Source organism: Leucobacter chromiiresistens (assembly GCF_001477055.1).
In the GTDB taxonomy this organism is placed as follows: Bacteria; Actinomycetota; Actinomycetes; order Actinomycetales; family Microbacteriaceae; genus Leucobacter; species Leucobacter chromiiresistens_A.
Genome location: NZ_LDRK01000038.1, coordinates 32,788 through 47,843, shown reverse-complemented (window position 1 = coordinate 47,843; position 15,056 = coordinate 32,788). Strand labels below are relative to the sequence as shown.

Below are 15,056 nucleotides of genomic sequence, written 5' to 3'. Positions count from 1 at the left end.
TCCTAGTCTCTTGGGCTCGGAGAGGGTTAGAAGGGACATCCCGGGTTCCCCGGCGCGCGGCGCGCCGCGGCGGAGCGGCTCCTGCCGCGACGCGTCGGCCGCGACGCGGAGTCGCTCGCCGACCTCGTTCGGGCCCGGCTCGGCTCGCGCGCGCTGCACCGCCTCGTGCGGCCCGTCGCGCTCGGCGTCTACTCCGCAGACCCCGACCGTCTGGGAGTGACGACGGTGCCGGGTCTCGCCGACGCCTATGCCCGGCGCGGGTCGCTCATCGCCGCCGCCTGGCTGTCGCGCACGTCGCGCGCGGCGGCGATGAGCGACCCGCGCCGGGCATAGGCGTCGGCGAGACCCGGCACCGTCGTCACTCCCAGACGGTCGGGGTCTGCGGAGTAGACGCCGAGCGCGACGGGCCGCACGAGGCGGTGCAGCGCGCGCGAGCCGAGCCGGGCCCGAACGAGGTCGGCGAGCGACTCCGCGTCGCGGCCGACGCGTCGCGGCAGGAGCGGCTCCGCCGCGGCGCGCAGCGCGCCGGGGAGCCCGAGGGCGCGCACCGTCGCCGCGGAGAGCGGCGTCGCCGGGATACCGAGGGTGCCGGCCGCCGGCAGCGGAATCGACCGTGGCCCGTCGATCACCCAGGAGCCGAGCGGCGCGGGCCGCACGATCTGATCGGCCATGCCGATCTCGCCGATCAGCGCCGCGACGGTGCCGCCCCGCGTGGCGAACGACTCGGCGCCGATGTCGACGGTGACGCCGGCGAGCGCCGCACCTCGGATGCGGCCGCCGAGGCGATCGGCGCCCTCGATCACGACGACGTCGGCGCCCGCGAGCGCGAGCTCCCGGGCCGCAACCAGGCCCGAGACGCCTCCGCCGACGACCGCGATGCGGGGCCGCAGTGAGTCAGGCTCCATGCGCGAGTGCGACGATGCGGGTGAGCACATCGGGGTCCGTCTCCGGGGGCACGCCGTGCCCGAGGTTCAGCACGTGGGCGGGGGCGCTCCGGCCCTGCCGCAGCACATCGGCCACGTGCGCCTCGAGCACCTCGGGCGCGGCGCCCAGGAAGGCGGGGTCGATGTTGCCCTGCAGCGGAATCCCGCCGCCGAGCCGGCGGTTCGCCTCCTCCAGCGAGGTGCGCCAGTCGACGCCGAGCGCATCGACGCCGACATCGGCGAGCTCCTCGAGCAGATGGCCCGACCCGACGGCGAAGTGGATGATCGGCACGGCGCGGGGCCGGGCCGCGTACCCCTCGCCCGCGGCGAAGCCGAGCTCGCGCACCGGCTCCAGGGTGCGGCGGGACGCGGGCGCAACGCGCTCGCGGTAGTCGACGGGCGACAGCGAGCCGGCCCAGGAGTCGAACAGCTGCACCGCGCTCGCGCCGGCCTCGACCTGAGCCTTGAGGAAGACGCCGCAGAGGTCGGCGACCCAGTCGAGCAGCGCCGCCCAGGTCTCGGGATCGGAGTGCATGAGCGTGCGCGCCCGCAGGTGGTCGCGCGACGGGCCGCCCTCGACGAGGTAGGCGGCGAGGGTGAACGGGGCTCCCGTGAATCCGATGACCGGCGTGCCGCCCAGCGCGTCGGCGGTGAGGCGCACGGCATCGCGAACGGGATCGAGTGCCGCGTGGAGACGTTCGGGCGTGAACTCCTCGCGCACCCGGGCCACGTCGGCGGCGGTGCGCACCGGGTTCGCGAACACCGGCCCGCGGCCCGCCACGAGGTCGACGTCCACCCCCACGAGCTTCATCGGCACGACGATGTCGCTGAAGAACACCGCGGCGTCGACGCCGTGCCGGCGCACCGGCTGCAGGGTGATCTCGCTCGCGAGGTCGGGGGTCAGGCAGGCGTCGAGCATGCGGTGGTCGGCTCGGATCGCCCGGTACTCGGGCAGCGAGCGGCCGGCCTGACGCATGAACCAGACCGGCGTAGACTCGGGGCGGTCGCCCCTCAGGGCTCGGATCAATGGCGCGTCGCCCGTTCGGCCGTCGACGAGCGGGTGCGAAGCTGGGAGGAAGTTCATCGGTCGAGATGCTAGCTTATAGATCTGATGTGTCACATCTGATGTGCTCAGGTTCGAGCGAAACGCCGCGCGAAACATCCACGAATCCCTGATCAGAAAACGTATCGATAATCTATGCTGCTGTGCCTCTCCTTCGATCACCGCGGGTGCTCCTTCCCTCTGCTGGAGCGCCTTACCGGGCGTACCCGGGAGATCACCGAGGCACTGACCGCCGCGCCCGATACCGAGGGCGTCGTCGTGCTGTCGACGTGCAACCGCTTTGAGGTCTACGCGCAGGCGCCGCGCGACACCAGCGCTGAGCTCGTCGAGCAGATCTCCCGCACGGCGGGTGTGCCGGCGTCGTCGCTCTCGATGGCCGCCGACGTCGAGGTGGACCACCGCGCCGCCGAGCACCTCTTCGCCGTCGCCTCCGGCCTCAAGTCGGCCGTGGTCGGCGAGGAGGAGATCGCCGGGCAGGTGCGCCGCGCCCACGTCGAGGCGCGCGAGCGCGGAACGGTGACCCATCACCTCGAGCGCCTGTTCCAGACCGCGACGCGCACCTCGCGCACGGTGAAGCACCGCACGGAGATCCACTCGCAGGGGCGCTCGCTCGTGCGGCTCGCGCTGCGCCTCGCCGAGATCCGCGTGCCCAGTTGGGAGGATGCGCGCATCCTCCTCATCGGCACGGGCGCCTACGCCGGCGCGACCATCGCCGCGCTGCGCTCCCGCGGGGCCGAGCGCATCAGCGTCCACTCCCCCTCGGGCCGGGCCGCCGACTACGCCGAGCGCCACGAACTCACCGCCGTCGACCCTGGCGAGCTGCGCCGAGCGCTCGACGCCGCCGACGTCATCATCGCCTGCAGCCGCACCGAGGAGCCCCTGCTCTCGGAGGCGGACTTCGCGCAGGCGGACGATGCAGCGGCGGATCGCGGCGGCGCCGAGCCCGAAGCCTCGCGCTCCTCGCGGCTGCTGATCGACCTCGGCATGCCCCGCAACATCGACCCGGCCGTCGCGCGCATCGACGGCATCGAACTGCTCGATCTCGAGACCATCGCGAAGCACGCCCCCATCACCGAACTCGGCACCGAGCACGAGGCGCTCGAGATCGTGCACGACGCCGCGGTCGAGTTCGGCGCCTCGCAGGCCGAGCGCGACACGCTGCCGGTGCTGCTCGCGCTGCGCGGGCACGTCAACGCGATCCTCGAGGAGGAGCTCTGCCGCGCCCGACGCGGCGACGACGCCGACGACGCCACCTCCGCCGACGTGGAAGCCGCGCTGCGCCGACTCACCGGCCGCCTGCTGCACGCGCCCACCACGCGCATCCGCTCGCTCGGGCGCGAGGGCCGGGCCTCCGAGGCCTCCGACGCGCTCTCCGCCCTGTTCGGGTTGGAGTCGGCCGACCGCGGCTGACCGGACCCGGGGCCGCGGGCCCACTACGGCCGGTAGTAGACCGCCACGCGGGAGCCGCCGTGCTCGACGACCTCGACCGGCGTATCGAAGACGCGCTGCAGCACCTCGGGGGTGAAGATCTCGTCGGGCGTGCCCGACGCCACCACGCGCCCATCGGCGAGCGCCACGATGCGGTCGGCGTAGGCCGCCGCGAAGTTCACGTCGTGGATGACGAGCACGACGGTCTTCCCGAGCGCATCGGCGGCCGCCCGCACCTGCCCCATCATCGAGACCGCGTGCCGCATGTCGAGCCCCGTCAGCGGTTCGTCGAGCAGCACGTAGTCGGTGTCCTGCGCGAGCACCATCGCCACGAACGCCCGCTGCCGCTGCCCGCCCGAGAGCTCGTCGATGAAGCGGTGCTCCATCGCGGTGAGGTCGAGGAACGCGATGGCCGAGTCGATCGCCGCCGCGTCGGCCGCGGTGATGCGGCCCGCCGAATGCGGGAAGCGCCCGAACGTGACGAGCTGCCGCACCGTGAGGCGCGACATGAAGTGATTCTCCTGCCGCAGGATCGACACCGCCCGCGCGAGGTCCCGGGGTTTCGCGGCGCGCACGTCGAGGTCGCCGATCACGACCCGCCCCGAGTCGGCGTCGAGCAGCCGCCCGATGATGGTGAGCATGGTCGATTTGCCCGCCCCGTTCGGCCCGATGAGTGCCGTGACGCCGCCGCGCTCGATCGCGAGGTCGATCGGGCCGAGTACCCGCCGACCGGCGTAGTGCTTCTCGACTCCGGTGAGTGCGATCACGAGCGACCCCCGTGGATCGCGCGGACGGGACGGAGGCGGCAACGGCTCATCATCGGAGCCCCTTTCTCAACAGGATGACGAGGAACAGGAGGCCCCCCGCGAATTCGATGATCACGGTCACGAGCCCCGCGGCGGCGAACACGTGCTTCAGCACGAACGTCGCACCGAGCAGCGTCACCAGCGCGACGCCGATGGCGAGCGGGAGGGTGTCGGAGTGGCGATCCTCGCGGGTGAACTGGTAGGCGATCGTGGCGACGAGGAAGCCGAAGAACGTCATCGGGCCGACCATCGTCGCCGACACCGAGATGAGCACCGCCACGGTCACGAGGATCAGCACGACCTCGCGGCGGTATGCGACGCCGAGCCCGGTGGCCACGTCGCGGCCGAGTGCGATGACGTCGAGCACGTGCCGCCGGCGCCACACGACGACCAGCACGATCGCGACGATCGCGCCCGCGATCGGCAGGTAGTCGGGGTTGCCCCTGCCGATGCTGCCGAACAGGCGGGCGCTCAGCACGTCGAACTCGCTGGGGGTGAGCAGTCGCTGCATGAACGTCGACAGCGAGCCGAAGCCGATGCCGAGCACTACCCCGACGAGCAGCAGCAGGTGCAGGTTCGCGCGCTTCCCCGAGAACAGCCACCCGTAGAGCAGGGTCGCGAACGAGATCATGAGGAGGCTCTGCGCGACGATCTTCGGGATCCCCTCCATACCGACCGCGGCCATGCCGAAGACGAAGACGAGCGCCGTCTGCGAGAGCACGTACAGCGCGTCGAACCCGAGAATCGAGGGGGTGAGGATCCGGTTGGCGGTCGCCGTGTGGAAGAGCACGGTCGCGACGGCCTGGCACACCGACACGAGCACGATCGTTCCGAGCGAGGCGAGCCGCGACCGCACGATGATCCAGAACCCGTCGGAACCCGGCTCGGCGGGGTTGCCGTACACGAGGATCGCGATGGCGAGCACGACCGCCGCGCACCCCACGACGAGGAGCGCCCGATGCTCGCCGCACCACGCGAGCGGGGAGCGCAGACCATCGCGCACCCTGGTCTCGGGCGGCTCGGGGCGCGCACTCGGCTCCCCCGCCGGATCCTGCCGCTGCTCGGCGCTACGCACTGCGCCGCCGCAAAAGGATCGTGATGAAGGCGACCGACCCGACGATGCCCAGCACCATCGACACGGGCACCTCGAAGGGCATGCGCACCGTGCGGCCGATCAGGTCGCACGCCGTGACGAGCGCGATCCCGCCGAGGCACACCCAGGGCAGATTGCTGCGCACGTGATCGCCGCGGATCATCGCGACGACGTTCGGCACGACCAGCCCGAGGAACGGCAGGAACCCGACCACCACCGTCGTGACCCCGGCGGCGACCGCGACGAGCGCCGTGCCAGCGACGAGCACGAGCTCGTACCGCACGCCGACGCTCGTCGCGATCTCCTCGCCGAGACCCGCCACGGTGAGGCGGTCGGCGAGCACGAAGACCAGCAGGGTGACGATGCCGACGACCCACAGCACCTCGTAGCGGCCGCGCACCACCGAGGTGAAGCTGCCCATGAACCAGGTGCCGATCATCTGCAGCAGGTTGAACTGCGCGGCGAGGAAGGTGGTGAGCGCGCTCACGACGGCGCCCAGCATGATCCCGATGAGCGGCACCACGAGCGTCGTGCGGATGACGATGCGGCGCAGGATCGCCATGAACACGAGCGTGCCGACGAAGGCCGAGAGGCTGGCGATCACCATGCGCCCGACGAGACCCACCTGGGGCGCGACCAGCACGGTGAGGAGCAGCCCGAGCGCCGCCCACTCCGTCGTACCGGAGGTCGTCGCGTCGACGAAACGGTTCTGCGTGAGCATCTGCATCACGAGCCCGCTCGTCGCCAGGGCGGCGCCCGCCAGTACGAGGGCGAGCGTGCGCGGCACCCGCGTGATCCAGAACATCTCGCCGCCGCGCTCCCCGCCCGCGATGTCGTACGCGCCGACGAGTAGCGAGGCGACGAGCAGCGCGGCGACCAGCACGATCGCGACGATCAGCGTGATCGACCCCCTCCAGCGGGAACGACGGGCGGGGCCGGCACCGTGGGTGCGGGCCCCGCCCGGAACCGCCGGAGCGGTTTGCTGCGTCGCGCTCATGCGCCCGCGAACGCCTCCTGGATCTGCTCGTACAGCTCGGTGTAGGCCTGGATGTCCTCGGTGAGGTAGAAGTCGGAGTCGAGGTAGACGACCTGATCCTTCGCGACCGCCGTCACGCCCTGGAGCGCCTCGGAGCCGGCGATCAGCTCGTCTGCGGGCACGGCGCCCGGCTCGGGCTCCGCGAACGACGCGTCGCGATCCAGCACGACGATCCAGTCGGGATTCGCCTCGGCGATCGCCTCGACGCTGATGTCGTCGCCGTGCGACGTGTCTTCGGCCTCCTGCTCGATCGCGGGCCGAAGGTCGAGTGCCGAGAACACGGGACCCACGCTGCGGCCGGTCACCGGGGCGGCGAACTCGATCTTGCCGCCGGAGGTGATCAGGCCGATGACGGAATCCGATCCGTTGTACGCCTGCTTCGCGTCGGCGATGGACTGGTCGAGCTCGGAGACGAGCTCCGCCGCCTCGTCCTCCCGGTCGAAGATCTGCCCGAGGATCTCGGTCTCGCGCTTGAGCTCGTCCATCGGATCCTCGCCGTCGCGCGGGTCGATCTCGATGACGGTCGCGTCGGGGTTCTGCTCGACGATGGTGTCGTACGACTCGGAGAACCGGTAGCCGCCGATGATGAGGTCTGGCTGCGCCGCGACGATCGCCTCGAGGTTCGGCTCGCGGTGCGTGCCGACGTCCGCGATCTCGGGGTCGTCGGTGTAGTCGGGCCACGCCGTGCCCATGATGCCCTTCGGGGCGGCGACGAGCGGCACGTCCCACTCGTCGAGGGTCTCGAACACGTGGTTGTCGAGTGCGACGACGCGCTCGGGGTTCACCGGCACCTCGACCTCGCCGTGATTGTCGGTGATGGTCACGGCGGTCGCGCCGGACGCGGCCGGCTCGGATTCCGCCTCCGCGGCGGGGGCGCACGCGGAGAGCGCGAATGCGGCGGTCGCAGCGAGGGCCGTGAGGGCTGCACTGCGGAGCTTCAGGGTGGACACGTGGCTGCTCATTTCGTCTCGGGTCTCATCGATCTGCGCCGCGCAGGTCAGCGTGGCGCAGGGCCGCGGCGTATGCCGACTGCCCCGAGTTAGCCTAGCCATCCTTTCATCTGATGTTCAAGAATCGAGGCTCGTTCAGTAGCGCCCGAGCGATTTTGCGCATGCCGAAGCGCGAAATGCAGTAGTCGAAGCGGTCGTTTACGCACTCCATACGCGCGCATCTCCCGGATCCGAACAGCGGACCCGGGAGATGCGCGTGGATCGTGCGACTGCGATCGTGCGATTGCGATCGGCTACTGCAGATGCGGCGGACGCGGGGCGCCGGGCACCGAGAAATCGGGCTGCCCATCGGGGCCCGCCGGAATCGGGCGGCCGTCGGCGAAGGTCGGCCAGGGCAGCAGACCTGAGGCCCCGCCCGCCTGACCCTGCGGGGGCAGCCCCTGCCGCGGCGCGGGCGCGGGCTGCTGCTGCTGCTGCGCGGGCGCGGGCTGCGGCGCGGGCGCGGGCGCGGGCTGCTGCTGCGCGGGCGCGGGGTGCTGCGCGAGCGCCTGCGGGTGCTGCTCGGCGCGACCGCGCGACTGCTGCGCGACGTACGGAGCGGGGCCGACCTGGCGCGCGCCGCGGGCGGCGCGGGCGGCCTCCCGCTCGTCTGCGCCGAAGAACCAGCGGAGCAGGAGCGTGATCGAGAGGCCCAGTGCCGTCAGGATCAGAATCGCGGTGGCGATCTTCCAGTACATGTCGGGCACGTTCAGCTCGAAGGCGTCGATGCCGACGGGCGCGGTGAACAGGATGCCCGAGAGCACCGCCAGCACGCTCGTCACGAACGCGAAGCGCGTGACGGTCTCGGAGTGCTGCGCGCCGACCCGCAGCAGGAGCTGCGCGCAGAGGATCACGAGGCGCGTCACGACGATCACGAACAGCGACTTCCAGAAGATCTCCCAGAGCAGCGAGTACGGGCTGTAGGGAGTCATCCAGATGACGATCATCAGGAGGCCCAGAATGTAGGCGTTGGCGATGAGCGCGACCGGCGCGTACCAGTCCGACTTCTGCTCGCGTCGCGTATCGAGCGCCGTGAAGATCACGAAGACGGCGAACAGCGCGAACGTCGAGAACACGCGCTCGAACTTGCCCTGGAAGTCGCCGATGAAGAGCAGGGAGATGGAGGCCACGGTGAGCCCGGCGAGCAGGATGATGCTGACCTTCAGGAAGGTCGAGAGCTTGCGCTGCGGGGCACCCGCCCGATCGGCCTGCCGAGCGGGCCGCTGCTGGCCCTGCTGCGGCGTCTGGCGCGCGCCGTCCGGCGAGTACGACGGGGCCGAGGCCTGCTCGCTCTGCCGCGGCGCGGGCGTCTGGTCTGATGCGTGAGTGTTCGGATCGCTCATGGCGTTCAGTCTCCCCTGATCTGTTGACGATCACCAGCCTAGACCGTCAGCGCGCAGACCCCTGGGAAAGCCGCCGCGGTCGGAGCGCACCGGCACCGGGCGCGCCACGCGACCGCGTAGACTGAAGCCCGTACGTTCGGCGCTCCCGTGCGCCGAAATCGCCCCCGAGCCACGGAGCACATCGAGCGTGACAGACATCGACGCCACCCAGAGCGGTCCCCGCCCCGACACGGTCGCCGATGCGATCGCGACGCCCGAGAAGGAGCAGCCCTACGGCGCGCTCGGGCTGAAGCCCGACGAGTACGAGCGGATCCGCGAGATCCTCGGCCGCCGCCCCACCTCGGGCGAGCTGGCCATGTACTCGGTCATGTGGTCCGAGCACTGCTCCTACAAGTCGTCGAAGGTCTACCTGCGCCAATTCGGCAAGAAGGTCAACGACAAGATGCGCGAGCGCCTGCTCGTGGGCATGGGCGAGAACGCCGGCGTCATCGACATCGGCGAGGGCTGGGCCGTGACCTTCAAGGTCGAGAGCCACAACCACCCCTCCTACATCGAGCCGTTCCAGGGCGCCGCCACCGGCGTCGGCGGCATCATCCGCGACATCATCTCGATGGGCGCCCGTCCCGTCGCCGTGATGGATCAGCTGCGATTCGGCGCCATCGACGATCCCGACACGGCGCGCGTGGTGCACGGCGTCGTCTCGGGCATCTCGTCGTACGCGAACTGCCTCGGCCTGCCGAACCTCGGCGGCGAGACCGTCTTCGACGGCGTGTACCAGGCGAACCCGCTCGTGAACGCGCTCGGCGTGGGAGTGCTGCGCCACGAGGATCTGCACCTCGCCAACGCCTCGGGCACCGGCAACAAGGTCGTGCTCTTCGGCGCCCGCACCGGCGGCGACGGCATCGGCGGCGCGTCGATCCTCGCCTCCGACAGCTTCAGCGAGGGCGGGCCCACGAAGCGCCCCGCCGTGCAGGTGGGCGATCCCTTCGCCGAGAAGGTGCTCATCGAGTGCTGCCTCGAGCTCTTCCGCGACGAACTCGTCGAGGGCATTCAGGATCTCGGGGCCGCGGGCATCTCCTGCGCCACGTCGGAGCTCGCCGCGAACGGCGACGGCGGCATGTTCATCGAGCTCGACAGCGTGCTGCTGCGCGATCCCTCGCTCACCGCCGAGGAGATCCTCATGTCGGAGAGCCAGGAGCGCATGATGGCGGTCGTGCACCCCGACAAGCTCGACGCGTTCCTCGCCGTCACCGCGAAGTGGGACGTCGAGACGAGCGTGCTCGGCGAGGTCACCGACACCGGCCGCCTCGTCATCAACTGGCGCGGCGAGGAGATCGTGAACGTCGACCCCTCGACGGTCGCCGTCGACGGCCCGGTCTACGAGCGCCCCGTCGCGTACCCCTCCTGGATCGACGAGCTGCAGGCATCGGGCGTCAACGCCTCGGGCCTCGCCCGCTCCGCGAGCGGCGACGACCTGCGCGCGCAGATGATCGCCGTGGCCGCGTCGCCGAACCAGGCCGACGTGTCGTGGGTCACCAACCAGTACGACAAGTACGTGCTCGGCAACACCGCCCTCGCGTTCCCCGACGGCGCCGGCATGATCCGCGTCGATGAGGAGAGCGGCCTCGGCGTCGCGATCGCGACGGACGCGAACGGCCGCTACTGCCAGCTCGACCCGTACGTCGGCTCGCAGCTCGCGCTCGCCGAGGCGTACCGCAACGTCGCCACGTCGGGTGCGGTGCCGACCGCGGTCACCGACTGCCTGAACTTCGGCAGCCCCGAGAACCCCGAGGTCATGTGGCAGTTCTCGCGCGCCGTGGAGGGGCTCTCCGACGCCTGCCTCGAGCTCGAGGTTCCCGTCACCGGCGGCAACGTCTCGTTGTACAACCAGACCGGTGACACCCCCATCCACCCGACGCCCGTCGTGGGCGTGCTCGGCATCATCGACGACGTCGCCCGGCGCGTTCCGAGCGGCTGGCAGGACGAGGGCGAGCACCTCTACCTGCTCGGCGTCACCCGCGACGAGCTCGACGGATCGGCCTGGGCCGAGACCGTGCACGAGCACCTCGGCGGCCGCCCCCCGATCGCCTCGCTCGCCGACGAGCGGGCGCTCGCCGAGCTGCTCCACGCGGGCGCGCAGGGCGGGCTCATCTCGGGCGCCGTCGACCTCTCCGAGGGCGGCCTCGCGCAGGCGCTCACCGACGGCGCGCTGCGCTTCGGCGTGGGGGCTCGCGTGTGGATCGAGGAGATCATCTCGCGCGACGGGGTCGACGCGACCGCGGCGCTCTTCTCGGAGTCGCAGGCGCGCGTGCTCGTCGCCGTGCCGCACGAGGAAGAGGTCAAGTTCCGCGGGCTCTGCTCGGGTCGCGACTTCCCCGTGCTGCGCATCGGCGTGACCGACGGCTCCGGCGCCGACGCCGCGATCGAGGTGCAGGATCGCTTCACGCTGCCCCTCTCCGAGCTCGGGGCTGCGTCGCGCGCGACCCTTCCGGAGCGCTTCGGCGCGGTGATCGGCGAATCCGCCTAGCCGGAGAGGGCTCCGGTGCCGGCCGGCTTCGGTGCCGGCCGGCTTCGGTGAGAGATCGGGCTTCGGTGAGAGGGTTTCTGCGGAATTCTTCTCACCGAAGCCCGATCTCGTACTGAGGAGCGGCGCGAACGCGGGCGCGTGCGCGTGCGCGGCGCGAGCGCGTGCGTGACCGCGGGCGCGCCGGAGCCGGCTGGAGCGGGTGCTCGTCAGCGCGTGAGGTACCCCGATACGCGGCCGATGATGCGGGTGTGGATCTCGTCGACCGGCAGCGTGGCGTCCACGGTGAAGTACCGGTGCGGGTCGGCTGCGGCGAGTGCCCGGAAACCCTCGCGCACCGCGACGTGGAATGCGGTGTCCTCGGCTTCGAGCCGGTCTGCTGATCCTCCGCGGGCTCGGCGGCGGCCCGCGCTCGTCTCGGGATCGAGGTCGAGCAGGATGGTGAGGTGCGGCCAGAGTCCACCGGCCGCCCACTCGCTGATGCGGCGCACCTCTTCGACGTCGAGCACGCGACCGGCGCCCTGGTAGGCGAGCGATGAGTCGATGTAGCGATCCTGGACCACGACCGCGTCGCGCTCCAGGGCCGGGCGCACCACCTTCGCGACGTGCTGAGCGCGGTCGGCGGCGTAGAGCAGTGCTTCGGCGCGCGCGTCGACGTCACCGATCTCGTCGCCGCCGTGCAGCAGCAGGCGTCGCAGTTCGGCGCCGAGCCGCGTACCGCCGGGTTCTCGGGTGCGCACGACCTCGAGGCCGCGCCCGTCGAGCCACTGCCCGAGCATGTCGGCCTGCGTGGTCTTGCCCGCGCCGTCTCCCCCTTCGAGGGTGATGAAGGTCCCGCTCATTTGCTCCTCAGCGGCCGGAGCCGCGCTCGTACTACGCCTGCGCTTCTGCGGCTGCTCGGTTGGCGGCTCGCGTCGCGGCGGCCTTCTTCGCCGCCGCCGATCGCGCCGGGTCGACCGTCTTCGATGCAGACGTCGACGTCTTGGCTGCCGACGTCTTAGCTGCGGGTTTCTTGGCGGCTGGTTTCTTGGCGGTCGTCTTCTTCGCAGCAGGCTTCTTCGCGGCGGCCTTGCGGGCGGGCGCCTTCTTCTTCGCCGGCCCCTTCGCTCGCTTGATCGCCAGCAGTTCGACGGCTCGCGCGAAGTCGACGTCTTCGACGCTGTCGCCGCGCGGAATGGTGGCGTTCGTCTCGCCGTCCGTGACGTACGGGCCGAAGCGCCCGTCCTTCACCTTGATCGGCTTGCCGCTGACCGGATCGGCTTCGAACTCCTTGAGCGCGCTCGAAGCGCGCTTCGCCCCGTACTTCGGCTGCGCGAACAGCTCCTGCGCTCCTGCGAGGTCGATGGAGAAGATCGCGTCTTCGCTCGGCAGGGATCGGGTGTCGCTCCCCTTCTTGAGGTACGGGCCGTAGCGCCCGTTCTGCGCGGTGATCTCGGCCTCGGACTCGGGGTCGAAGCCGACGACGCGGGGAAGCCCCAGCAGGGCCACTGCCGTGTCGAGGTCGATGGTGGCCGGGTCCATGCTCTTGAACAGCGAGGCGGTGCGCGGCTTCTGCCCCTTGGGCAGTTCTTCACCTTCGTCGGGGAGCTCGGTGACGTACGGACCGAATCTTCCGTTCTTCGCGACGATGCGCTTCGAGGTCTCGGGATGCAGACCGACGACGCGATCCTCGGCGGGCTCCGCGTCGGCGAGCTCGTGCGCCTTCGCGGGCGTCAGCTCGTCGGGCGCGAGGCCGTCGGGTATGTTGACGCTGCGGGGCTTCACCACGCCGTCGTCTCCGACCTCGCACTTGTCGTCGACGACCTCCAGGTACGGGCCGTACTTGCCGTTGCGGAGCGAGATCTCGTCATCGATCTTGATCGTGTTGATCGCTCGGGCATCGATCTCGCCGAGGTTGTCGACGACGCCGCGCAGCCCGGGGTGGGCGTCGGTGCCGAAGTAGAACTCGCCGAGCCACTTGCCGCGATCCGCCTCGCCCGAGGCGATGCGGTCGAGGTCGTTCTCCATCTCGGCGGTGAAGTCGTAGTCGACGAGCTCGCTGAAGTGCTCCTCGAGCAGACGCACTACGGAGAATGCGATCCAGCTCGGAACGAGGGCCTGGCCCTTCTTCGCGACGTAGCCGCGATCCATGATGGTGCTGATGATCGCCGCGTACGTCGAGGGTCGGCCGATGCCGAGCTCCTCGAGGCGCTTCGTGAGGCTCGCCTCGGTGTACCGCGGCGGCGGGCTCGTCTCGTGGCCCTTCGCCGACGGCGCCTCGATGCCGAGCGCCTGGCCGGAGGTGAGCTGCGGCAGCTTCGCGTTCTGATCGCCGCTCTTGTCGCCGCGGTTCTCGTCGCGCCCCTCCTCGTACGCGAGCAGGAAGCCGGGGAAGGTGATGACCGTTCCGCTGGTCGTGAATTCCGCTGCGGTGGGCGCCGCGTTCGCGTTCTCGGGCACCTGAGCGGCGAGCGTCACCGTATCGGTCGATCCCTTGGCATCGGCCATCTGGCTGGCGACGGTGCGCTTCCAGATCAGCTCGTACAGCGCGTGCTCGCCCTGCGTCAGCTTCCCCTTCAGCGCGGTCGGCCGCTGGAACACCTCGCCCGCGGGGCGGATGGCCTCGTGGGCCTCCTGCGCCCCTTTCGCCTTTCCCGTGTAGACGCGCGGCTTCTCGGGCAGCGTGTGGGCGCCGTACAGCTCGGAGGCCTGCGCACGCGCGGCCTGCACGGCCTGCTTCGAGAGCGAGGGCGAGTCGGTGCGCATATAGGTGATGTAGCCGTTCTCGTACAGCGACTGCGCGAACGACATGGTCTGCCGCGAGCTGTACCGGAGCTTGCGGGAGGCCTCCTGCTGCAGCGTCGACGTCGTGAAGGGGGCCGCCGGGCGGCGGGTGTGCGGCTTCGTCTCGACCGACACCACCTTGCCGCGCGCATGCTCGGCGAGGAGGGCGGCGATGCGCTCCGCGCGGTCCTGCTCGAGCGGGATGACCCCGGCCTTCGCCGCGCGCGCCGTCAGCTTGCCGTCGTCGCCGAAATCGCCGCCCGTCGCGACGCGCTGCGCGTCCAGCCGCACGAGTCGCGCTTCGAACGCCGTGCTGTCCGCTGCGTCCGCCTCCGGCCGGAACGTGGCCGTGAGGTCCCAGTACTCCGCGGCGCGGAACGCCTGGCGCTCGCGCTCGCGGTCGACCACGAGCCGTGTCGCCGCCGACTGCACGCGACCGGCGGAGAGCTTCGGGGCGACCTTGCGCCAGAGCACGGGTGAGATGTCGTAGCCGTAGAGGCGGTCGAGAATGCGCCGGGTCTCCTGCGCATCCACGAGAGCCGTGTCGAGGTCGCGCGTATTCTGCTTCGCCTGCTCGATCGCATCCTGCGTGATCTCGTGGAACACCATGCGGTGCACGGGAACCTTCGGCTGGAGCACCTCGAGGAGGTGCCATGCGATGGCCTCGCCCTCGCGGTCCTCATCGGTTGCGAGCCAGAGCTCGTCGGCTCCCTTCAGCGCTCGCTTCAACTCGGAGACGGTCTTGCGCTTGTTGTCGTTCACCACGTAGTACGGTGCGAAGTCGTTCTCGACATCGACCGCGAACTTGCCGAAGGCGCCCTTCTTCAGCTCCGCGGGCAGCGCCGACGGCTCCGCGAGGTCGCGCACGTGGCCGACCGAGGCGATGACCTCGTACTCGTCTCCGAGGTAGCCGCCGATCGTCTTCGCCTTGGTCGGCGACTCGACGATCACGAGTTTCTTCGTACCCTTCACGGGTCTCCTTCGTTGCTTCACGCAGTGCAGGGCTGCTCCGCCAGGACCGGCCGAGGGTTCTGCTCCGACACGATACACATTCTCGCGTGAGAATCCACCTCCCGGATTCCACGCGC

Annotated in this window: 11 protein-coding genes; 2 read left to right on the top strand and 9 right to left on the bottom strand. The window is 70.8% G+C overall.

The window, feature by feature from the left end:
• Nucleotides 1–245: 245 nt before the first annotated feature.
• Both NS354_RS07430 and hemE read right to left on the bottom strand, forming a co-directional pair.
• Nucleotides 246–905: a protoporphyrinogen/coproporphyrinogen oxidase gene (locus NS354_RS07430; protein WP_058593932.1), complete on the bottom strand. Its 660-nt coding sequence runs from the start codon at nucleotides 903–905 to the stop codon at nucleotides 246–248.
• A complete protein-coding gene (gene hemE / locus NS354_RS07425) occupies nucleotides 895–2,007 on the bottom strand; it encodes a uroporphyrinogen decarboxylase (protein ID WP_058593931.1) in 1,113 nt (370 codons plus the stop codon). Before hemE ends, NS354_RS07430 begins: the two co-directional genes overlap by 11 nt.
• Before the next feature lie 114 nt (nucleotides 2,008–2,121).
• On the opposite strand from hemE, the gene NS354_RS07420 reads away from it, so the two are divergent.
• The gene (locus tag NS354_RS07420; protein WP_058593930.1) at nucleotides 2,122–3,396 is read left to right on the top strand and encodes a glutamyl-tRNA reductase; all 1,275 of its coding nucleotides are present in this window, start codon (nucleotides 2,122–2,124) and stop codon (nucleotides 3,394–3,396) included.
• Nucleotides 3,397–3,419: 23 nt separating this feature from the next.
• Here the strand turns inward: NS354_RS07420 and NS354_RS07415 are convergent, their stop codons facing one another.
• The 5 genes from NS354_RS07415 to NS354_RS07395 all read right to left on the bottom strand — a co-directional run bounded on the left by NS354_RS07415 (nucleotide 3,420) and on the right by NS354_RS07395 (nucleotide 8,681).
• Nucleotides 3,420–4,181 carry an iron ABC transporter ATP-binding protein gene (locus tag NS354_RS07415; RefSeq protein WP_058593929.1) on the bottom strand — a complete coding sequence of 254 codons (762 nt, stop codon included), beginning with the start codon at nucleotides 4,179–4,181 and terminating at the stop codon, nucleotides 3,420–3,422.
• A 49-nt stretch (nucleotides 4,182–4,230) separates the two neighbouring features.
• Nucleotides 4,231–5,295, bottom strand: a complete 1,065-nt coding sequence (locus tag NS354_RS07410; protein ID WP_082677964.1) for an iron chelate uptake ABC transporter family permease subunit — start codon at nucleotides 5,293–5,295, stop codon at nucleotides 4,231–4,233.
• On the bottom strand, nucleotides 5,288–6,310 hold the full coding sequence (locus NS354_RS07405; RefSeq protein WP_058593928.1) for an ABC transporter permease: 1,023 nt from the start codon (nucleotides 6,308–6,310) through the stop codon (nucleotides 5,288–5,290). Before NS354_RS07405 ends, NS354_RS07410 begins: the two co-directional genes overlap by 8 nt.
• Nucleotides 6,307–7,299, bottom strand: coding sequence for a siderophore ABC transporter substrate-binding protein (locus tag NS354_RS07400; RefSeq protein ID WP_153002144.1), 993 nt, complete (start codon nucleotides 7,297–7,299; stop codon nucleotides 6,307–6,309). The genes NS354_RS07405 and NS354_RS07400 overlap by 4 nt, the downstream gene beginning before the upstream one ends.
• 293 nt (nucleotides 7,300–7,592) lie before the next feature.
• Nucleotides 7,593–8,681 (bottom strand): hypothetical protein, encoded by a 1,089-nt coding sequence (locus NS354_RS07395; RefSeq protein ID WP_058593926.1) that lies wholly within the window; start codon nucleotides 8,679–8,681, stop codon nucleotides 7,593–7,595.
• A gap of 187 nt (nucleotides 8,682–8,868) precedes the next feature.
• On the opposite strand from NS354_RS07395, the gene purL reads away from it, so the two are divergent.
• Nucleotides 8,869–11,208, top strand: a complete 2,340-nt coding sequence (gene purL / locus NS354_RS07390) for a phosphoribosylformylglycinamidine synthase subunit PurL (RefSeq protein ID WP_193750730.1) — start codon at nucleotides 8,869–8,871, stop codon at nucleotides 11,206–11,208.
• A 206-nt stretch (nucleotides 11,209–11,414) separates the two neighbouring features.
• On the opposite strand, the gene tmk is transcribed toward purL, so the two are convergent.
• Both tmk and topA read right to left on the bottom strand, forming a co-directional pair.
• The gene (gene tmk, locus NS354_RS07385; protein ID WP_058593925.1) at nucleotides 11,415–12,047 is read right to left on the bottom strand and encodes a dTMP kinase; all 633 of its coding nucleotides are present in this window, start codon (nucleotides 12,045–12,047) and stop codon (nucleotides 11,415–11,417) included.
• A 31-nt stretch (nucleotides 12,048–12,078) separates the two neighbouring features.
• Nucleotides 12,079–14,940: a type I DNA topoisomerase gene (gene topA / locus NS354_RS07380; RefSeq protein WP_058593924.1), complete on the bottom strand. Its 2,862-nt coding sequence runs from the start codon at nucleotides 14,938–14,940 to the stop codon at nucleotides 12,079–12,081.
• Nucleotides 14,941–15,056: the final 116 nt, after the last annotated feature.

Bases quoted from the DNA above. Each gene is read 5' to 3' on its own strand.
- NS354_RS07430 (WP_058593932.1), bottom strand. From the start codon at position 905: ATGGAGCCTGACTCACTGCGGCCCCGCATCGCGGTCGTCGGCGGAGGC.
- tmk (WP_058593925.1), bottom strand. From the start codon at position 12,047: ATGAGCGGGACCTTCATCACCCTCGAAGGGGGAGACGGCGCGGGCAAG.
- NS354_RS07405 (WP_058593928.1), bottom strand. From the start codon at position 6,310: ATGAGCGCGACGCAGCAAACCGCTCCGGCGGTTCCGGGCGGGGCCCGC.
- NS354_RS07395 (WP_058593926.1), bottom strand. From the start codon at position 8,681: ATGAGCGATCCGAACACTCACGCATCAGACCAGACGCCCGCGCCGCGG.
- hemE (WP_058593931.1), bottom strand. From the start codon at position 2,007: ATGAACTTCCTCCCAGCTTCGCACCCGCTCGTCGACGGCCGAACGGGC.
- NS354_RS07420 (WP_058593930.1), top strand. From the start codon at position 2,122: ATGCTGCTGTGCCTCTCCTTCGATCACCGCGGGTGCTCCTTCCCTCTG.